This window comes from Rhodococcus sp. SBT000017 (assembly GCF_003688915.1).
GTDB lineage: Bacteria > Actinomycetota > Actinomycetes > Mycobacteriales > Mycobacteriaceae > Rhodococcoides.
On record NZ_REFU01000001.1, the window covers coordinates 4297808 to 4317653 of the forward strand.

20 protein-coding genes are annotated in these 19846 nt (G+C 66.5%); 9 read left to right on the forward strand and 11 right to left on the reverse strand.

The features are described from left to right. Positions 1–28 precede the first annotated feature (28 nt). A complete protein-coding gene (locus AYK61_RS20335) occupies positions 29–775 on the forward strand; it encodes a hypothetical protein (RefSeq protein ID WP_121872156.1) in 747 nt (248 codons plus the stop codon). Positions 776–790: 15 nt separating this feature from the next. Continuing rightward, positions 791–1666 (forward strand): SCO6745 family protein, encoded by an 876-nt coding sequence (locus tag AYK61_RS20340; RefSeq protein WP_121872157.1) that lies wholly within the window; start codon positions 791–793, stop codon positions 1664–1666. On the opposite strand, the gene disA is transcribed toward AYK61_RS20340, so the two are convergent. The 3 genes from disA to AYK61_RS20355 form a co-directional block, all read right to left on the reverse strand. Further along, positions 1663–2748 carry a DNA integrity scanning diadenylate cyclase DisA gene (gene disA / locus AYK61_RS20345; protein ID WP_121872158.1) on the reverse strand — a complete coding sequence of 362 codons (1086 nt, stop codon included), beginning with the start codon at positions 2746–2748 and terminating at the stop codon, positions 1663–1665. The two genes, AYK61_RS20340 and disA, sit on opposite strands and share 4 nt — an antisense overlap. Positions 2749–2897: 149 nt before the next feature. After that, positions 2898–4295 carry a DNA repair protein RadA gene (radA, locus tag AYK61_RS20350; protein ID WP_037195051.1) on the reverse strand — a complete coding sequence of 466 codons (1398 nt, stop codon included), beginning with the start codon at positions 4293–4295 and terminating at the stop codon, positions 2898–2900. Between the two features lie 43 nt (positions 4296–4338). Further along, positions 4339–4947, reverse strand: a complete 609-nt coding sequence (locus tag AYK61_RS20355) for a hypothetical protein (protein ID WP_121872159.1) — start codon at positions 4945–4947, stop codon at positions 4339–4341. Positions 4948–5235: 288 nt separating this feature from the next. Between AYK61_RS20355 and AYK61_RS20360 the strand changes: the two genes are divergently transcribed. The 5 genes from AYK61_RS20360 to rlmB are packed head-to-tail and all read left to right on the forward strand — an operon-like array spanning position 5236 to position 9294. After that, a complete protein-coding gene (locus tag AYK61_RS20360; RefSeq protein ID WP_027494344.1) occupies positions 5236–5724 on the forward strand; it encodes a CarD family transcriptional regulator in 489 nt (162 codons plus the stop codon). Between the two features lies 1 nt (position 5725). Continuing rightward, positions 5726–6391 carry a 2-C-methyl-D-erythritol 4-phosphate cytidylyltransferase gene (gene ispD, locus AYK61_RS20365; protein ID WP_121872160.1) on the forward strand — a complete coding sequence of 222 codons (666 nt, stop codon included), beginning with the start codon at positions 5726–5728 and terminating at the stop codon, positions 6389–6391. Positions 6392–6407: 16 nt separating this feature from the next. After that, a complete protein-coding gene (gene ispF, locus AYK61_RS20370; RefSeq protein WP_121872161.1) occupies positions 6408–6872 on the forward strand; it encodes a 2-C-methyl-D-erythritol 2,4-cyclodiphosphate synthase in 465 nt (154 codons plus the stop codon). 23 nt (positions 6873–6895) lie between these two features. After that, entirely contained in the window at positions 6896–8311 is a 1416-nt protein-coding gene (cysS, locus tag AYK61_RS20375) for a cysteine--tRNA ligase (protein ID WP_121872948.1), read from the forward strand. Beyond that, positions 8311–9294 (forward strand): 23S rRNA (guanosine(2251)-2'-O)-methyltransferase RlmB, encoded by a 984-nt coding sequence (gene rlmB, locus AYK61_RS20380; RefSeq protein ID WP_121872162.1) that lies wholly within the window; start codon positions 8311–8313, stop codon positions 9292–9294. Before cysS ends, rlmB begins: the two co-directional genes overlap by 1 nt. Before the next feature lie 101 nt (positions 9295–9395). On the opposite strand, the gene AYK61_RS20385 is transcribed toward rlmB, so the two are convergent. The 6 genes from AYK61_RS20385 to AYK61_RS20410 are packed head-to-tail and all read right to left on the reverse strand — an operon-like array spanning position 9396 to position 14397. Further along, on the reverse strand, positions 9396–10250 hold the full coding sequence (locus AYK61_RS20385) for a biotin-dependent carboxyltransferase family protein (protein WP_121872163.1): 855 nt from the start codon (positions 10248–10250) through the stop codon (positions 9396–9398). Further along, positions 10247–10849 (reverse strand): 5-oxoprolinase subunit PxpB, encoded by a 603-nt coding sequence (gene pxpB / locus AYK61_RS20390; protein WP_121872164.1) that lies wholly within the window; start codon positions 10847–10849, stop codon positions 10247–10249. The genes AYK61_RS20385 and pxpB overlap by 4 nt, the downstream gene beginning before the upstream one ends. Beyond that, positions 10849–11613: a LamB/YcsF family protein gene (locus AYK61_RS20395; protein ID WP_121872165.1), complete on the reverse strand. Its 765-nt coding sequence runs from the start codon at positions 11611–11613 to the stop codon at positions 10849–10851. Before AYK61_RS20395 ends, pxpB begins: the two co-directional genes overlap by 1 nt. 1 nt (position 11614) lies before the next feature. Further along, positions 11615–12493 carry a metal ABC transporter permease gene (locus tag AYK61_RS20400; RefSeq protein ID WP_121872166.1) on the reverse strand — a complete coding sequence of 293 codons (879 nt, stop codon included), beginning with the start codon at positions 12491–12493 and terminating at the stop codon, positions 11615–11617. Then, positions 12490–13323, reverse strand: coding sequence for a metal ABC transporter ATP-binding protein (locus AYK61_RS20405; RefSeq protein ID WP_121872167.1), 834 nt, complete (start codon positions 13321–13323; stop codon positions 12490–12492). The genes AYK61_RS20400 and AYK61_RS20405 overlap by 4 nt, the downstream gene beginning before the upstream one ends. A 48-nt stretch (positions 13324–13371) precedes the next feature. Continuing rightward, entirely contained in the window at positions 13372–14397 is a 1026-nt protein-coding gene (locus AYK61_RS20410; protein WP_121872168.1) for a metal ABC transporter solute-binding protein, Zn/Mn family, read from the reverse strand. 141 nt (positions 14398–14538) lie between these two features. Between AYK61_RS20410 and AYK61_RS20415 the strand changes: the two genes are divergently transcribed. Next, positions 14539–15645 (forward strand): LacI family DNA-binding transcriptional regulator, encoded by a 1107-nt coding sequence (locus tag AYK61_RS20415; protein WP_121872169.1) that lies wholly within the window; start codon positions 14539–14541, stop codon positions 15643–15645. A gap of 150 nt (positions 15646–15795) precedes the next feature. On the opposite strand, the gene otsB is transcribed toward AYK61_RS20415, so the two are convergent. Both otsB and AYK61_RS20425 read right to left on the reverse strand, forming a co-directional pair. Beyond that, the gene (otsB, locus tag AYK61_RS20420; RefSeq protein ID WP_121872170.1) at positions 15796–18348 is read right to left on the reverse strand and encodes a trehalose-phosphatase; all 2553 of its coding nucleotides are present in this window, start codon (positions 18346–18348) and stop codon (positions 15796–15798) included. A 59-nt stretch (positions 18349–18407) separates the two neighbouring features. Further along, positions 18408–19151 (reverse strand): FadR/GntR family transcriptional regulator, encoded by a 744-nt coding sequence (locus AYK61_RS20425; RefSeq protein ID WP_121872171.1) that lies wholly within the window; start codon positions 19149–19151, stop codon positions 18408–18410. 80 nt (positions 19152–19231) lie between these two features. On the opposite strand from AYK61_RS20425, the gene AYK61_RS20430 reads away from it, so the two are divergent. Continuing rightward, entirely contained in the window at positions 19232–19792 is a 561-nt protein-coding gene (locus tag AYK61_RS20430) for a gluconokinase (protein ID WP_121872172.1), read from the forward strand. Positions 19793–19846 lie beyond the last annotated feature (54 nt).

Sequence of the window (19846 nt, forward strand, 5' to 3'; positions counted from 1 at the left end):
CGTGGCTTCGTCCGCATACGGTTGATTCGTGTTGGAACCGACCGGGCCTTTGCCTCCCGAAATCTACTGGCGACGCCGTGCGCTCGCTATCGGTGCGGCCGTTGTCGTCCTCGGATTGATCGTGTGGTTCATCGCCTCGCTCAGTGGCGGTTCCGACGACACCGAGGCCGCTCCCGCAGGCGTCGTTGCGGCTCCGGCGACATCCTCGGCGCTGCCGTCACCCAGCTCTTCTGCCTCCGACGCCGATTCCGCCGGAGCGGGTGGTTCCGGCGGCGGTTCGGGTGGATCCGGTGGTTCCGGCGGCTCGGGTGGAGCCACCGACTCCGCTGCCGGTGGTGGCGCAGCTGCGCCCACCAGCGGTGCGCCGGCTCCCGTGATCTCCAACCAGTGCCCGGATCAATCGCTTGCGATCAAGGTGACGCCGGAGAAGGCCACCTACCGTCTGGGCGAAGAGCCCGTGTTCACCGTGGTCATCACCAACATCGGCTCCACCGAATGCCAGCGCGATGTCGGTGCCGGGCTGCAGCAGGCACTCGTCTACACCCTCGACAATCAGCGCATCTGGTCCAACATCGACTGCTTCCCCAACGCCGCGTCGGATCTGCGCACCTTCAAGCCCGGCGAACAGGCCGGCTTCACCGTCAAGTGGTCCGGCACCAACTCGGTTCCCGGCTGTGGCGAGGAGCGCATCCCGGTCGGTGTCGGTGCCTACCAGGCGATCGCCCAGCTCGGCGAGCTCAAGAGCGTGCCGGAGCCGTTCAACATCACCGGCTGAGTACGGTCGAATCTCATGACGACCTCGACAGCTCTCGCCCGCGCCGCCTACAAGACGCTCGAACCCTTCCACGTCACCGCGTACTTCAACCCCGAACTGGGATCGGCGTACGAGGACACCGGCCTCGACGGGCACGCCTGGTACGTCGGCGCTCGGGCGGCCCCGATGGGTCCGTGCGCGCCGAGTGTCGTCGCTGCTGCGTTCTACAACTTCAATCCGGTACTGATCGAGCGTGCGTGGCCTGCCGCCGTGGCCGTCGGTCTCGAGACGGTGTCCGATCGTCGGTGGACCCTGCTCGACTCCGTTCTGGGAACGGCACTCGGCCCCCTGGCAAACGACCCTGCGCTCACAACGTTGGCGGGCCGTCTGGGCGATATCGGCGACACCGCCTCGTTCGCGGGCCGACCGCTCGCCGCCGCGTGGCACTCCGCCGATCGACCCGAGGCACCGCACCTGGCCCTCTGGCACTCGATCACCGTCCTGCGTGAGTGGCGCGGTGACGGCCACCTCGCCGCACTGATCGACGCAGAGCTCGACCCCACGGAAGCCGCCGTCTTCCACGAGGCCGACCGCACGGCCCCGCAGCCAGGCCGTCGAGCGCTCGGCAAACGCATCACGCAGCTCACCCGGGAATGGTCCGAGAGCGAATGGGATTCTGCCGCTGAACGACTCGCTGCCCGCGGACTGCTCACAATCTCCCCCGAGGGAGAGACGTTGACCGATGACGGCGTCGCGCTCGATCAGCACATCGAGGATCGCACCGACATCATGGCGTCGGCCGTGTGGAAGAACGTCCCGGACGCCGAGCAATTGATCACCAGTGCCCGGCCGTTTGTGAAAGCCGTGATCGACGCAGGCTTCCTGCCGGGGACCAAGAAGAAGGCGTCCTAGTCGTACGGCCCCGAGATCGACGCCTCGGCCAGTCTGGAGAGGCCTTCACGGATGTGACGAGCCCACAGTCCACCGATGCCGTCGACGGACTGCAGGTCGGCTGCGGTAGCCGCGAGCAGCCCCTGCAGGGTGCCGAACGCGCCGACCAGTCGGTGAATCTGGCTGAACTGCAACCTCGGAACTCGGGTGAGCACCCGGTACCCGCGGGGGCTCATCGGAGTGTCGAGGGCCTCTATGGTCGCGGGATATCCGAAGGCGCGGGCCAGCGTCGTCAGATCCAGCAGATCGACGTCGGTCAGCTTGTCCAGTGCGGCCAGCGCCTTCTCGACTCCGGTGGTGCTCGACGGTTCGTTGCCGGCGAGGTAGTCACGGACGATCAGTTGGCGATCGACGTCGTTGTCGCCCAACAACTCTTCGAGCTGGAGGGCGAGCTGCCTGCCGTCGGTGCCGAGTTCGAGGACGTTCTGCTCGATCTCCACCGACACTCTCCGCACCATCTCGAGGCGCTGCGCGACGGTCAGGGCGTCGCGCAGGGTCACGAAGTCCTCGATCTCGACGACAGAGAGTTGGCGGGTGTTGTCGTCGAGTCGGGCCTTGTAGCGTTCGAGCGTCGCGACGGCCTGATTGGCGCGCGAGAGGATGGTGGCCGAGCCCTCAACGACGTGCCTGATACCGCCGATGTAGACGCTGACGATGCTCATCGACTGGCTCACCGAGACGACGGGGTAGCCGGTCTGCATGGCAGTTCGCTCGGCGGCGCGGTGTCGGGTGCCGGATTCGACGGTGGGGATCTTGTGGTCGGGTACGAGCTGCACATTGGCGCGCACGATTCGCTTGCCGTCGGTCGAAAGCACCACTGCGCCATCCATTTTGGACAGCTCGCGAAGTCTGGTGGGCGCGAACTCGACATCGAGCTCGAACCCGCCGTCGCAGATCGCCTCGACCTCGTCGTCGTATCCGAGGACGATCAGGCCGCCGGTGCGGCCGCGCAGAATTCGCTCGAGACCGTCGCGCAGGGCGGTTCCCGGTGCAAGCCGGGCGATGGTCTCGCGCAACGCTGGGGACGGCGTGGTGCCCTCCATGGCCAACCCCCTCGTGTCATGGCAGCGGCTCGGGCTCGGGCTGCGGATACTGTGCGAACAAAGAGTACTGCGCAACTACATGCGGGCAGTCAGACAAAGAATACTGCGCTGCTACATGCGGGCAGTCAGACAAAGAATACTGCCCGGTGTCATACGGGCCGCATACGCGTGTAGGTCAACGCCTCGCCGACGTTCGTGACGGTCTTGACCTTGATGCCGTCCGGTATGGGACCGGCGTCCTCGGGGACGATGGCGTAGTTGAACCCCAATCGCGCGGCCTCGGCGAGACGGCGACCCAGCCCGGCGACGCGGCGCACCTCGCCTGCCAGGCCCACTTCGCCCAGAATCACCATGCCCGGCGGAAGTGGTTGATCGCGGACCGCCGATGCCACCGCCGCGGCCAGCGCAAGATCGGCGGACGGTTCGCTGGTGCGCATCCCGCCGACCGTCGCCGCGTAGACCTCCGCCTTGGACACTTTGACCCCGCAGCGGCGTTCCAGCACGGCAAGGATCATCGCCACGCGGGCGTGATCGAGCCCGCTGACCGCCCGCCGAGGCGACGGCATCGCGGTGTCGACGATCAACGCTTGCAGCTCGGCCAACAAGGGCCGTTTGCCGTCCATCGTGACGGTCACGGCAGTTCCGGGCACGGCGTCGCCCCGGTGATGCAGGAACAGCCCCGACGGATCACTGATGCCGACGATCCCGGTTTCGCGCAGCTCGAAACAGCCGACCTCGTCGGATGCGCCGAATCGGTTCTTGACGCCGCGAATCATCCGCAGGGTGGAGTGCTTGTCACCCTCGAAGTTGAGCACCACGTCGACGAGATGCTCGAGCGACCGCGGACCTGCCACCGCACCTTCCTTGGTGACGTGTCCGACGAGCAGCACCGCAACCCCGGTCGTCTTGGCCAGCGTGGTCAGCGCACTCGTGATGGCGCGGACCTGGGTGACGCCGCCAATGACGCCGTCGACGTCTGCGGCGAGCATCGTCTGCACGGAGTCGACGATCAGCAGGCTGGGCTTGACCTGCTCCACGTGGCCGAAGACGGTGGCGAGGTCGGACTCGGCGGCGAGGAAGACGCGCTCGTGTACCGCGCCGGTTCGATCGGCCCGCAACCGCACCTGACCCGCCGACTCCTCGCCGGTGACGTAGAGCGCGCGGCGATCGGGTGCCGAGCGGGCCCACCGATGCACCACCTCGAGCAACAGCGTCGACTTGCCGACTCCGGGCTCGCCGGCAAGGAGCACGACCGAACCGGGGACGAGGCCGCCACCCAGAACGCGATCGAACTCGTCGATCCCGGTGGTGTTGGCTTGTGAGGTGGCACTGCTGATGGTCGTCAGAGCCGCGGCGGGCGTGGTGGGAATCATGGCCCCGCCGCCCGAACGCAGGGCCGATGCACCTGCGCGTGTCGCGAGCGGAGCGGCAGTGGCCTGGACCTCGTCCATCGAGCCCCAGTCACCGCATTCGGGGCAGCGACCGACCCACTTCGAGACCGAGTGACGGCACGCAGAGCAGCGGTAGCTCGACTTCAGTTTGACCACGCCGAGAGCCTAACGATCGGCGCCGACAGGGTCGGGGCGGCGGCTATTCGCCTTCGCTGTGCTCGGTTACCGCGGACTCGTCGCGCTCGAGCTCGTGACCGGCATCGACCGGAACTTTGACGACGACCTCGCCCGCGTTCGCGAACTCGAACGTGACCGGCAGCGTCAGGCCCGGTCGAACGTTCTCGGAGATGTCGGCCATCTCCACCTTGATCAGCTGGATCGGCAGCAGCGGATCGTCGAGCTGAACATCCGCGGGCGAACCTGCGCCGAGCGCGGTCAGCGGAGCGATCTCGTTGCTGCCTGCTTCCGCCTCGTCGACGATGGTGACCTGAGCCTCGGGGGAGGAGATGTCGGTCAGCTCGTCGGCCACGGTCGGGTTGGAATTGATGGCCGTGAAGCCGAGCTCGACGGTGCCGCCGGGCTCGATGCTGTATTCCTCGGAGGTGGGGTAAACGACGTGCACGTTGCGCAGCTGGATGTCTCCGACGTCGACGGAGTTGCCGTTGACCGCGGCGACCTGAGTCGCAGTCTGGGAGATCTGACCTGCGCCGCACGCGGTGAGGGCCAACGCGCCACCGGCGAGAAGAGCGAGGGCGGCGGCCGTCCTGCGATGGCGGCCAAGCGGTGTCGCAGCGTCTATTGCAGTCACTTCGGTCGTCCTCCATGTGGTGCCGGGCCGGCTCGGTCCATCTCGTCCACTAGGCAGAGTAGTAGTTCTCGTCCACCGGCCGCTCGTGGGGTCGGCCAGCGGCCCGATGACGCCAGGTGAGGGTGCCTGTCAGGAGTGGGAACCGCGGAACGACTCACGGGAAAATGTGGCCCCGGATACACGTCGATCCGTCTGTGTCAACCCCTGATTCGGCACCACTATGCCCCTGACCTGCACCGTTGATATGAGCCGTGGTATTCTGGGTAAATCGAAAGGGGCACTTGTCACATGATTTTCAAGGTCGGAGACACCGTCGTTTACCCCCATCACGGAGCGGCGCTGATCGAAGCGATAGAGACACGCACCATCAAGGGTGAACCGAGAGAGTATCTGGTTCTCAAGGTCGCGCAAGGCGACCTCACCGTTCGAGTTCCCGCGGACAACGCAGAATACGTAGGCGTTCGCGACGTCGTCGGGCAAGAAGGTCTCGACAAAGTCTTTCAGGTGCTCCGCGCGCCGCACACCGAAGAGCCCACCAACTGGTCGCGCCGATACAAGGCCAACCTGGAGAAGCTCGCTTCCGGTGACGTGAACAAGGTTGCCGAGGTCGTCCGCGATCTCTGGCGACGCGAGCAGGATCGCGGACTGTCGGCGGGCGAGAAGCGCATGCTCGCCAAGGCACGTCAGATTCTGGTCGGCGAACTCGCACTCGCCGAGGGAACGGATCAGGCCAAGGCCGACACCATGCTCGACGAAGTTCTCGCTACAGCTTCATAAAGTGAACGGTACTGCCGGCGACGTGGTCGCCCTGGTACCCGCAGCAGGCAAAGGCCTTCGGCTCGGCTACGACGAGCCGAAGGCATTCGTCTGTCTGGGTACCGACTCTCTTCTGACTCGGTCCGTCGACGGTCTCCGGGCCTCGGGTGCCGTCGATCGCATCGTCGTCATCGTGCCGGCCGAGCTGCTCGACGCGGCCCGCCGTCATGTCGGTGACGACGTCACCGTCGTGGCCGGAGGGCTCGAGCGGACCGATTCGGTACGCGCCGGTCTCGCCGCTGTCGGCGACGCAGCCGTCGTGCTCGTCCACGATGCAGCCCGGGCCCTCACCCCACCGACGCTGATCGCCCGCGTCGTGGCCGAGGTACGAGCCGGACGCTCCGCCGTCATTCCGGTTCTCCCGGTCGTCGACACCATCAAGGAAGTCGACATCATGGGCGCAGTGGTCGGTACCCCGGACCGCGCGAGTCTGCGCTCGGTGCAGACCCCGCAGGGCTTCGACGCCGACGTCCTGCGCCGCGCGTACGACGCAACATCCGACATCTCCACCGACGACGCGGGCCTCGTCGAGCGCATCGGCGAGACGGTGCACTCCATCGTCGGCGATGCACTCGCGTTCAAGATCACCACTCCACACGACCTGCTACTGGCAAAGGCGCTGCTGTGAACAGTCGAGACGAGCTGTGAGAGTCGGCATAGGCACCGACGTCCATCCCATTGCTCCCGGTCGGCCCTGTTGGCTGGCCGGCTTGTTGTTCGAGGACGCAGACGGACTCGACGGGCATTCCGACGGCGACGTGGCCTCGCACGCCCTGTGCGACGCGCTGCTGTCCGCGGCCGGACTGGGCGATCTCGGATCGGTGTTCGGGACCGGTCGTCCGGAATGGGACGGGGTCAGTGGAGCTGCCATGTTGACCGAGGTCAAGCGCCTGCTCGACGCGGACGGATTCGCGATCGGGAACGCAGCGGTGCAGATCATCGGCAATCGGCCCAAGATCGGACCGCGCCGCGTCGAGGCCCAGGAAGTTCTTTCGCGGGTGCTCGGTGCGCCTGTATCGGTGTCTGCGACCACCACCGACGGGCTCGGGCTGACCGGTCGCGGTGAAGGAATCGCGGCCATCGCGACCGCACTTGTCATGACGAGGTAAAACCACCGGTAGCATTGCTGGTCGTGACCCTTCACCTACACGACACCGAGACGAGGGCCCTGCGGGAATTCACCCCCTTGGTCCCTGGCCATGCATCGGTGTACCTGTGTGGGGCAACGGTGCAGGGCGAACCTCATATCGGCCACGTGCGCAGCGGCGTCGCGTTCGACGTACTGCGCCGCTGGTTGCTGGCGCACGATTACGACGTCGCATTCGTTCGCAACGTGACCGACATCGACGACAAGATTCTCAACAAGGCGCGTGACGCGGGCCGTCCGTGGTGGGAGTGGGCTGCTACCTACGAGCGATCCTTCACCTGGGCCTACGACCGGCTCGGGGTGCTCCCGCCGTCCGCCGAGCCGCGTGCGACCGGGCACATCACCCAGATGGTCCAGATGATCGAGCGTCTGATCGAACGCGGCCACGCCTACGCCGACGACTGCGGCGACGTCTACTTCGACGTGCAGAGCTTCCCGAGCTACGGCGCACTGTCCGGGCACAAGCTCGACGACGTACACCAGGGTGAGAGCGTCGCCGAGGGCAAGCGTGACCCGCGCGACTTCACGCTGTGGAAGGGCGCGAAGCCCGACGAGCCGGCGTGGCCGACGCCGTGGGGCCCCGGCCGTCCGGGCTGGCATCTCGAGTGCTCGGCGATGGCGGAGAACTACCTCGGTTCGGATTTCGACATCCACTGCGGCGGGCTGGATCTGGTGTTCCCGCATCACGAGAACGAGCGCGCGCAGTCCATGGCGGCCGGAGACGGCTTCTCGCGGTACTGGCTGCACAACGGGTGGGTGACGATGGGCGGCGAGAAGATGTCGAAGTCTCTCGGCAACGTGCTCTCGGTGCCGAACGTGCTGAAAAAGGTTCGGCCGCAAGAGCTTCGGTACTACCTCGGTGGAGCGCACTACCGCTCGATGCTGGAGTACTCCGATACCGCACTCGAGACCGCGGCCGTGACGTACCGGGGCATCGAAGGGTTCGTCAAACGAGCCGTCGAACGAGCCGGTGAGGTGCCGATGGGCAAGTGGACGGCCGGATTCGCCGAGGCTCTCGACGACGACCTCGCAGTTCCCAAGGCGCTGGCCGAGATTCATGCCACCGTCACCCTGGGCAACACCGCACTCGAATCCGGTGACCTACCGGCAGCGGTGGAGTACGCAGGCAGTGTGCGCGCGATGCTCGACATCCTCGGTGTCGACCCGCTCGATCCGCACTGGAGCAAAGACAGTGGTTCCGACGCAGCAGCTCTCGGCGCCCTCGGCGTCCTGGTCCAGGCCGAGCTGGAGCGTCGAGCAACGGCGAAGGCGACCAAGGACTGGGCCGCCGCCGACGACATACGCGATCGACTTGCGAAAGCCGGGGTCGACGTGACAGATACACCCAACGGGCCCGAATGGTCGCTGGGTACGAGTAAGACCGACGAAGCAGGTTTGTGATGGCAGGCAATTCGAGTAGGCGCGGCGCAATCCGCAAGGACGGCACCAAGAAGGGACAGGTCGCCGGATCCGGCGGCAAGCGTCGGAAGGGCCTCGAGGGGCGCGGCGCGACGCCTCCCGCCTCCGAGCGCACCAAGCATCCCGCCGCGCGTCGGGCCAAGCTCGCCGAGAAGTCCGCAACGAACCGCGGCGGCAACACCGGTGGCCGCGCGGGTGGACGACCGGCCGGACGCAAGGCCGAAGACGGTCCCGAGGTGGTACTCGGTCGCAACCCGGTGGTCGAGTGCCTGCGTGCAGGCGTGCCCGCCACCGCACTGTGGGTTGCCGTCGGTACCGACAGCGACGATCGACTCAAGGAAGCCGTACAGCGCGCAGGCGATGCGCGGATCTCCATCCTCGAAGTTCCTCGTTCGGATCTGGACAAGCTCAGCGCCAACGGACTGCACCAGGGCCTGGCCCTCCAGGTGCCGCCGTACCGCTACGCGCACCCCGACGATCTGATCTCGAACGCGCGCACGCACCAGGAGCCGGCGCTGCTCGTGGCGCTCGACAACATCACCGACCCGCGCAACCTCGGTGCCGTCGTGCGATCGGTGGCTGCCTTCGGTGGTCACGGCGTCGTGATTCCGCAGCGTCGCAGTGCCAGCGTGTCCGCAGTGGCATGGCGAACCAGTGCCGGTGCCGCAGCTCGCCTGCCCATCGCGCGAGCAGTGAATCTGACTCGTACGCTCAAGGATTGGCAGTCCAAGGGCGTCACCGTCGTCGGCCTCGACGCGGGCGGCGACACCGAACTCGACACCTTCGACGGTAAGGGTCCGGTCGTCATCGTCGTCGGATCCGAGGGCAAGGGCCTGTCGCGTCTGGTCAGCGAGACCTGCGATCACATTCTGTCGATCCCGATGGCGGGGCCGGTGGAATCACTCAACGCATCCGTCGCCGCGGGCGTCGTACTGGCCGACATCGCTCGTCAGCGTCGCGGGTAGGCACGGACCTCACACCCTTTCTGCGAACCTCACACCCTCGCTCACGCGATAGCCGGTGTGCGAGGTCGACAAAAGGGGTGTGAGGTTGTCCGGGGCCGGAATCAACCGACAGCGCGAAAGCGTATCTGCGTTCCGGGCGTCAGTTGTGCGGCAGCGGACACGTCGGCCGCGGTGACGACGGCGATCACCGGATAACCGCCCGTGACGGGATGGTCGGCGAGAAACAACACCGGCTGCCCCGACGGTGGAACCTGTAGAGCGCCGAGAACCATTCCCTCACTGGCCAATTCGCTGTCGAGTGCGCGAACCAGCGGCTCGGAGCCGTCGAGCCTGATTCCGACGCGATCGGTGTCCGGCGTGACCGTCCACGGCTGCTCCAGCAGCAGCGATCGGGTGCTCTCGGTGAACCAGTTCTCGCGCGGCCCGAACGTGACGTGCAATGTGGCTCGGGTCGATGGCGGCGGTACGAAATCCGCGGCGGGCCATTCCCCGCTGCCGTTGCCGACGTTCAGAACATCGCCGGCGGAGAGCGCTGCCGGTCCGAGACCGGACATCGTGTCCGTCGCACGGCTGCCGAGGACGGCGGGGACGTCGATCCCACCCCGCACGGCCAGGTAACTCCGCAGACCCCATGTGGGCGTGGTCAATTCCAGTACCTGTCCGGCTCGGACCACGAGCGTCGAATTCAATCCTTGCAGGGTGCCGTCCACGCGGCAGATCACGTGTGCCCCGGTGACGGCCACGACGGCGTCGAACTCGGCGCGGAGGTTCAGGCCACCGAAGGTCACTTCCAGCGTGGCGGCGTCGGAGTTGTTGCCCACCAATCGGTTCGCGGCATCGTGCGAGAGCCGATCTGCGGCCCCCGAGCGCCCCACACCGATCGACGCATACCCTGGGCGCCCGCGATCCTGGACGGTGCACAGTGGTCCCGTCTGCAGAACGGTCAGGGCTCTCATGCCTGCTCGAATCGAACGGTGGTGCCGGGCCGCAGCAGCGCGGGTGGATCGCGGTCCAGGTTCCACAGTTGCGCGTCGGTGCGCCCGATCAGTTGCCAGCCGCCGGGGGAGGAGCGCGGATAGATGCCCGAGAAGTCACCCGCCAGCCCCACCGAGCCGGCCGGGACGCTGGTGCGCGGCGACGTGCGCCGCGGAACGTGCAGCCGGGCGTCGGTGCCGACGAGATAGCCGAAGCCGGGTGCGAAGCCGCCGAACGCAACGATCCACGCTTGATCGGTATGTGCGGCAACGACTTCGGTGGTGGACAGGCCGGTCAGTCGGGCCACCTCGTCGAGGTCTTCGCCGTCGTATACCACCGAGATAGTCACGGTGTCGGACCGGTCGTCGTCCACGTCGACTGCGGGTTCGGTGGCCGAGATCCAGTCCAGTATCGGCTGCTTCGGCCCGTCGAACATCACCAGCACGGTGCGGGCGGCGGGAACCAGATCGGCGACTCGAGACGGTGGATCGGCCGTCAGAGAGCGGTAATACGCCATGGTCTCGTCCAGCCCGTCGAACTCGACGAGTACTGCATTCTCACCCGCCGGAACAATGCGCATCAGACGAAGGCTGTCACGTCGATGCCGTTGCCGCGCAGCAGTTCCGACACGGCCGTTGCCATCGCGACCGCGCCGGGGGAGTCGCCGTGCAGGCAGATCGACTCGGCGGCAATGTCGATGGGCGAGCCGTCGACCGCCAGGGTGGTGCCGTCGGTGATCATGGTCAGCACGCGCCGGGCGACGGCGTCGGGATCGGACAGCACGGCGCCAGGTTCCGAGCGGGCCACCAGCGTTCCCTGCGGGGTGTACGCGCGGTCGGCGAAAGCCTCGGTGACAGTGCGAAGCCCGGCTCGCTCCGCTTCGTCGAGGAACACCGAACCGGGCAGGCCGAGCACCGGCAGCGTGGGGTCGTAGGCGAGAACGGCGTCGACCACGGCCTTGGCCTGAACGCGATGGTGCACGATCGCGTTGTACAGCGCGCCGTGTGGTTTGACGTAGGCAACGGCCGAACCGGAGACCTGAGCGAGTGCGTCGAGTGCACCCATCTGATAGATCACGTCGGCGGTGAGATCGGCCGAGGAGACGTCGAGAAAGCGTCTGCCGAATCCGGCGAGGTCGTGATAGCCCACCTGCGCACCGATCCGCACGGCTGCGTTCGAGGCCGAACGGCACGTACGCAGCAGAGTGGTGGGATCACCGGCATGGAAGCCGCACGCAACGTTGGCGCTCGATACCAGGGCGAGCATCGCGTCGTCGTCCCCGAGAGTCCATGCACCGTAGCTTTCGCCGAGATCGGCGTTGAGGTCGATGGACACCCTCGTCATCCTAGGCGGGAACCAGCCGTCCGGAATTGGCCTTGCGGGTTCCGCCGATCGCACGGCAGACGAGATAGATCACGAAGGAGATGGTGGTGACGAACGTCGACACCGGAAGCCCGGGGGCGAGGGAGAGCAGGATGCCTCCGACGGCGGCGATCTCGGCGAACAGGATGGACAGCAGCGTCGCTTTGAGTGGGCTGGCAGTGACCCGTGCGGCGGCTGCGGCGGGAGTGATCAGCAGCGAGAGCACCAGCAGCGCTCCGACGATCTGGACGCCCAGTGCGCAGGCGACGCCGACGAGCACGGCGAAGACCACCGAGAGTGCGCGGACGGGGACGCCGCGGGCCAGCGCCACCTCGGGGTCGGTGCTGGCGAACAGCAGCGGCCGATAGACCACGGTGAGGACGATCAGCACCAGGACGGCGCACACCAGCAGCAACTCGATCCCGCTCTGCCCGACGCCGACGATCTGGCCGATCAGCAGCGAGAAGCTGGTGCCGGTTCGGCCGGGATAGAGCCAGATGAACAACACCGACAAGCCGAGGCCGAAGGACATGATGACGCCGATGACCGAGTCGCGGTCGCGGGCCTTGCTACCGAGCAGGGCGAACATCACCGCCGCGACCACGGACCCCACGATGGCTCCGAGGCCGACGGTGATGCCGACGAGCAGTGCGGCAGAGGCGCCGGTGAGCGAGAGCTCACTCGATCCGTGCACCGCGAACGCCCACTGGCGGCTGACGATCAGCGGGCCCAGCGCCCCGGCGAGCAATCCGAGGATCGCGGCGGCGAGCAGAGCCTGCTGGACGAAGTCGTAGGTCAGCAGATTGGCGGTGGTGTCGAAGTCGAGCATCTTCGAGAATGCGTCGAGAACCTTCTCGTTCATGCCTTGTCTTCTCTGTCGTGCGGCACGGGTGGATGGTGAGCGCCGGCCGAGCCGAGTGCATCGATGGAGTCACCGGTTCCGACCACGATGAGCCGGCCGCGAACCTTCAACACCTCGACCTCGGTGCCGTAGAGCTCGGACAGGACCTCGGTGGTCATGACATCGGCGGGAGTGCCGATGCGGAACCGGCCGTCGACGATGTAGACGATGCGATCGACGAGCGGGAGGATCGGGTTGATCTCGTGCGTCACGAACAGCACTGCCGTGCCGTGCTCCCGCCGTCGGCGATCGATGAGGCTCGAGACCAGAGACTGGTTGGCGAGGTCGAGGCTGAGCAGGGGCTCGTCGCACAGCAGGACCGACGGATCGCCGACGAGTGCCTGGGCGATGCGCAGCCGCTGCTGTTCACCGCCGGACATCGAGCCCACGGGAGCGCCCGCGAAGGAGTTGGCGTCGACCTGATCGATCGCGCGCTGCACCGTCTCCTTGCGTTGCCGCATGCCGCGCAGGCCCATGCCCCACCGATGGCCGTCCCAGCCGAGGCCGACGAGGTCGCGTCCGCGCAGGGGTAGATCGTCGTCGATGTTGCGTTGCTGGGGCACGTAGCCGACGCCCGACTGGCCGCGACGGACGGGATGGCCGTCTATCGCGGCCGTGCCGGACGTGAGGTGATTCTGGCCCAGCAGCACCTTGAGCAGAGACGTCTTGCCCGACCCGTTGGGGCCGAGAACGGCGATGAACTCGCCCTTCTCGACCGCCAGATCCAGGTTCTGCCAGAGCGTGCGCTCACCGAACGCCAGTCCGGCATCGCGCAGTTCTACAGCAGGCATGTACTACAGCTTTCCATCAACCGGTCCGAGATCAGGAGTCGGATCGGCTCAAGGGGTGGTTGCGAGGGCGGCCTGCAGATCCGTCGCTGCCTTGGTCTGCCACTCGAGGTACGTCATCCCGGCGGGCAGAGTCTCGGTGACCTCGACGACGGGGATGCCCGCGGCCTCACTGGTGGAGCGAATGTCCTGTGTCACAGCATCTTCGGTCTGGATGTTGTAGATCAGCGCGCGGACGGACTTCGAGGTGAACAGATCACGCGTTGCGGCGATCGATGCCGGAGACGGGTCGTTGCCCTCCTCGATGGCGTCCTTGAAATCCTCGGGGGTGCGATCGTCGAGATCGGACTCCTCGATGAGGTAGTGCGCGATCGGCTCGGTCTGCGCCACCGGTGCGTCGGGGTGATCGGCAGCGATCTTCGCCGTCACGTCGGTGATGCCGTGGACCTGCTCGTGGAACGTCTCGGCGTTGGCGGTGTACTGCGCAGCGTTGTCGGGATCGAGCTGACCGAGCTTGTCGGCGATCTCCTCGGCGGTGTGCGCTGCCACCTCGGCGTTGTACCAGACGTGTTCGTTGACCTCACCGTGCGAATGGCCGTGATCGTCCGTTGCTTCTGCTTCTGTTTCCGGTGTCGCTTCGTCGGAGGCGGGCTCGGAGTCGTGATCGTGGCTGTCCTCGAGCAGGGAGAAGGCATCGACCGACGGCACGTCCTGGCCCTCGGATCCGAGGATGTCCTCGATGAACTGGTCGTAGCCGCCACCGTTGTAGACCACGAGCGACGCCTCGGCTACGGAAGCCGCGTCGGCGGGGCTCGCCTCGTAGGAGTGCGGGTCCGCGGACGGGTCGGAGATGATCGACGTCACTGTCGCCAGGTCGCCTGCAACCGCCTCGGCGACGCTTCCCCAGACGTTCGTGGACGCGACGATCGTGATCGGTCCGTCGACGGCGGTGGCCGGAGCCGACTCGGTGCTCGCGGATTCGGTGGAGCTGCACGCGCTGAGTGTGAGGGCTGCGGCGCAGGTCAGGCCCAGTGCAGCCGTGAGCTTGGTCCGGGACGCGCGATGGGTGGACGACATCGATGAACTCCTGTGAGCGGAACTTGACGCTAATGGAAACCGTTACCGTTGTACTCTAGCGCGCAGTGGGGTGACGGATCGAATCGGACGAACGAGACCTCGAGTTTCTCTACGCCGTGTTGTGGGACTAACGTCCCGGTTATGGTCAGGTCAAGCGAACCGCGACGTCAGGCGACGTTGGCGTCGATCGCCGCCGAGCTGAAGGTATCGCGCACCACCGTCTCGAACGCCTACAACCGACCCGATCAGCTCTCTCCGGAACTCCGCGAACGCGTCCTCCAGGCCGCCAAACGCCGCGGATACGCCGGCCCCGACCCCGTCGCGCGATCGCTGCGCACCCGCAAGGCCGGAGCCATCGGGCTGCTCCTCACCGAAGCCCTGAGCTACTCCTTTCGCGACCCCGCCGCGATGAGCTTCCTCGCTGGACTCGCCGAATCCTGCGAAGCCGCAGGGCAGGGCCTACTGCTTATCCCCGCCGGAGCCGAACGCGACGACGTGCAAGCCGCAGCCGTCGTCCAACAAGCAGGAGTCGACGGCTTCGTCGTCTACTCCGTCGCCGACGACGACCCCTACCTCGCTGCCGTTCGCGAACGCCACCTACCGATCGTCGTCTGCGATCAGCCGCGCAACATCCCCGAAGCGGCCCTCGTCGCCATCGACGACCGAGGCGCGATGAAAATGCTTGCCGCACATCTCATCTCACAGGGGCACGAGCACCTCGCCGTCCTGTGCATGAGGCTCGGACGCGACCGCCGCGATGGCGTCGTACCCCCGGGGCGCTTGGCGGACAGTCACTTCCACGTCCAACGCGAACGCATCGCCGGAGTCCAGGCAGCCATGATCGACGCCGGACTCGACCCCGACATCCTCACCGTCGTCGAACGCTTCGACCACACCGTCCGCTCCGGCCACTCCGCGGCCGCCCAAGCGCTGCAGGCCAACCGCGAAACCACCGCCCTGCTCTGCACCACCGACGTCATCGCCCTCGGCGCACTCAACTTCGCTCGAGTCTCGGGAATCGATGTGCCGAGCCAACTCTCGGTCACCGGATTCGACGGCATCTCCGACGCCATCCGCGAGAACCTCACCACCGTGCGCCAAGACGCCGAAGAAAAAGGCCGTCGAGCAGGCAAACTGGTGCTCTCGTCCTCCCACTCGGGCATCGTCGCCGCCGAAACTCTGCCGACCGAACTCTTCCGCGGCCGAACCGCAGGACCGCCGCCGAAACAGCCGCCCGCTATCGCCTGACCTTTGCCGCCCGCTCTCCTGCCCGCCCGCCTTCTGCCCGCCCACCCGCCCCCCGTTCGGGATGAATGTGAGATTCAGTCGCTCTGAGTGCAACAAAGGCGCATTGATCCCAACCAGGGAGGGGCCATTGACGCGGAAGGGGGGCGGGGGTCAAGCAGGCTGAGCGCTGAGCAATCTCGCGCAACGCAGCAGACCGAGGTGACTGTAGGCCTGCGGATGGTTGCCGAGGGATCGTTCGGCGATGGGATCGTATTCCTCACTGAGCAGTCCGGTGGGCCCTGCAGCACTGACGAGTTGGGCGAACAGTGCTTCGGCTTCGGCGCGTTGTCCCACCAGTAGGTATGCCTCCACGAGCCAGGCCGCACAGAGGTGGAAGCCACCTTCGCCGCCGGGCAGTCCGTCGTCGTGGCGGTATCGGTACACGGTCGAGCCGCTGCGCAGTTCGGCTTCGGTGGCGGTGACGGTGGCCGCGAAGCGTGGGTCGGCCGGGTCGATCAGTCCGGACAGTCCGATGAACAGCGTGGCGGCGTCGAGGTCGGTGCCGTCGTACGCGGCGGTGAAGGACTGCACTTCCTCGTTCCAGCCGTTGGCGAGCACTTCCTCGCGGATGGTCGCGCGCAGAGATGCCCAGCTGGGTTCTGTTGTGCGACCGAATTTTTCGGCGAGTCGGATGGCGCGATCGACGGTGATCCAGCCCATCACCTTGGAGTAGACGTGGTGACGGGGGTTGTCGCGGATCTCCCAGATGCCGTGGTCGGGCTCGAACCACCGACGCTCGACGGCTTCGACCATGGCGCGGACGAGATCCCAATCGTCTTCGGACAGAACGTGGTCCGATCCTGCGGCCTTGCGTGCATGGGCGAGAGCGGACACCAGTTCGACGATGGGACCGAAGACGTCCAGCTGAACCTGTTGATTGGCAGCATTTCCCACGCGTACCGGACGCGAGCCGGCGTAGCCGGGCAGCTCGTCGATGACGGCCTCGGGCGGTAGGCCGAGACCCCAGATCGTGTAGAGCGGGTGCAGACGCTCGGGGCCGGAGACCGACTCGAGCACACCGTGGATCCAGGAGAGGTAGTTCTCTGCCTCCGCCATCGATCCCACGTCGACCAGCGCGGTTGCGGTGAGTGCGGCGTCGCGCAGCCAGCAGTATCGGTAGTCCCAGTTACGTACTCCGCCGATGTCCTCGGGCAGTGAGGTGGTGGCCGCAGCCATGATCGAGCCGGACTCGGCATGTACGAGGCCGCGGAGGGTCAGTGCCGATCGCTTCATCAGATCGCGCTTGAGTGGAGGCAGGTCCAGGCCGTCGGCCCAGTCCTTCCAGTATGCCTCCGAGGCGCGGCGACGCTCCACCTCGTCCCACGGGTATTCGGTCAGATCGTCTGTGCCGAGCCGCAATTCGAGAACGATCGGTCCGTCGGACGGATCGACCTCGGCGTGTGCCGTCTGCTGAGATCCGTCGGAGACGATGTTCCAGGTGACGCCGGGACTGCGCAGCACCATCGGATCTGCGGTACCGAGAATGCGGAGACCGTCGACATCGGGTTCGAGTGAGGCCCAGGCCTTTCCGAATTCCGGACGCGGTGCGAAGGTGACCACGGCGGTGGCCTTGCCGGTGATGACTCGCGTCAGCGCGGTCTGGCCCTGGCCGATGTCGTGCGGCAGGTAATCGGTGACCTGCAGGCTGGCCCACTTGGTCTGCACCGTCATCGTGCCGTCCACGTACTGCTGACTCAGCGGAAGTGATGCGCGGGTGGGTCCGACGCTGAAGTGGCCGGCCTGATCGCCGCCGAGCAGGTGCGCGAACACTGCTGCGGAATCGGGTTCGGGGTGGCACAGCCAGGTGACGTCGGCGTCGGGGGTCAGCAGCGCTACGGCATTGGGGCTGGCCAACATCGTCAGTCGTTCGATGCGTGGGGCGTCGGCTCCCGAAAGCCACTGCCGTCGCTCTTCGAGCAGAAATGCCAGGGCGAGCGCGACCTGCTCGGTGCTGTCGATCCGGAACTCCGCGAGGGTGTCTCCCGGCCCGATCTTGACGCCGATGTCCGGCCCGTGCAGGTGTCCGAACGCCTTCTCGTCGGTGACGTCGTCGCCGAAAAAGACTGCGGCAGTGGCGGCTTCCTGATGGCGAAGAATGTCGAGGGCGACGCCCTTGTCGGTGACGATGACGGCCAGTTCGATGACGGACTTGCCTTCGGTGACCTGAACGCCGTCCCGCGCAGCGGCACCGGATCGCACCGCTGCGAGCGCTTCGTCACCGGCGGCGGTCTCGGCATTGCGGACGTGCAGCGCGACGCTGGCCGGCTTTGTCTCGATACTCACGCCGGGATGGGCGTCGGCGATGGCCTGGAGTTCGCCGGTGATGACGGTGAGGAGCTTCTTGGCGTTCTCGTCGATGGCGTTGATGAATCCGGCGTCGAACTCACTGCCGTGACTGCCCACCAACTGCACCTCGGACGGCAGGCGGGAGAGGATCGCGAGATCGCGGAGGGCACGTCCGGAGATGACGGCAGCGTTGGTGCCGGCCAGGGAGGCGAGCCCGCGCATGGCGCTGACCGACTCTGGGTGCGGGAAGGCCTTCTGCGGGTCGGAGACGATCGGCGCCATGGTGCCGTCGTAATCGGACGCGACGAGCAGACGCGGAGTCCGAGCTACTCCAACGAGTGCGCGGCGAAGTTCGAGCGGCAATTCGAGAGCAGTCACCCGTCGAATCTAGGCGATGAACCCCGCCTCGGCGTACCTGGCTTTGTGCGCGTGATGTATCACTGCTGGTCGGGGACCAGACCGGGCGACGGAGTCACACCGGAGGCCGCCGACATCGAGGCAGCGGACTTGGTCACGATGGCCAACATGGCGCGTTGCGCGCCGTCTGCATCGCCGGATTGGATCGACGACGCGACCACGCCGTGCAGCCGGATCGCCTCCGGGTCGGCCTGCCGCGACATCAGGGAATGCCGGGTGCGTCCGGCCAGCACCTCCACCACGATGTCGGACATCGACCGCAACATCGGGTTGCCCGAGGCCGCCAGCAATGTGCGATGGAAATTGCTGTCGTGCTCGAGGTAGGCGTCGGAATCCGCGGCCCGGGACGTCGACGACATTCCGATGACAGCGGCCGTCAGCGCGCCGCATTGCTCGGGCGTTGCTCGATGCGCCGCGAGCTTGGCCGCCAAAGGCTCGATGCCCGAACGCAATTCGCTGAGCAGCAGCAACTGCTCGGCGCGGGCGGGCCCGGCCAGTTGCCAGCGAATGACCACCGGATCGAGGGAGTTCCAGTTCTGCGAGCCCTGCACGGTGATCCCCACGCGCCGACGCACGGTGAGCAACCCCAGCGATTCCAGGACGCGGACCACTTCCCGGACGACGGTCCGCGACACCGTGAACCGCACGGCGACGTCGTCGGCCGAGATTCGGGTCCCGCTCGGGATCGCGCCGCTCACGATGTCGCGACCGAGCTCGTCGAGCACCGAATCGTGAAGCTGGCGGAAGTCGCTGGTCTCGCTCATGTCCGACCGATCGTCCCACGGGTTGCCCGGATTCTCGCGTCTGTCCGATCCGCCGGAGCGAGATGGAGCAGTATCGAGGGATGGCATCACAGACGACAGGCAGAGCGCATCATCCGGTTCTCGTAGTGATGGGAGTGTCCGGTTCGGGCAAGTCGACGGTGGCGGGAATTCTCGCCGGCGCGTTGAAATGGGACCTGCAGGAGGGCGACGACCTGCATCCGGACGCCAACGTGGCCAAGATGGCGGCCGGTCAGCCGCTGACCGACGAGGACAGGTGGCCGTGGCTCGACGTGATCGCGGAATGGATCACCGACCACACCACGACGGGCCGATCGGGGATCGTGACGTGCTCGGCCCTCAAGCGGACGTATCGGGACGTGCTGGCTGCTGGGTCGAGGGAGGGTTCGGAGGTGATCTTCGTGCATCTGGCCGGAACGAAGGATCGGATCAGCGGTCGCCTCAATGCTCGGATGGACCACTTCATGCCGTCCTCGCTGCTCGACACGCAGATCTCGACCCTCGAGCCGCTGGGTGAGGACGAGAACTCCATCGTCGTCGACATCGGTCCGCCCCCGACCAAGATCGCCGAGCACATTCTGCTGGAGCTCGAGAAGCGCGCGGGAATGTCCGAGAGTCACTGATCGAAGAAAACTCAAGCAAGCATGCTTGCTTTTAAGTACTACGAATGACCGAAA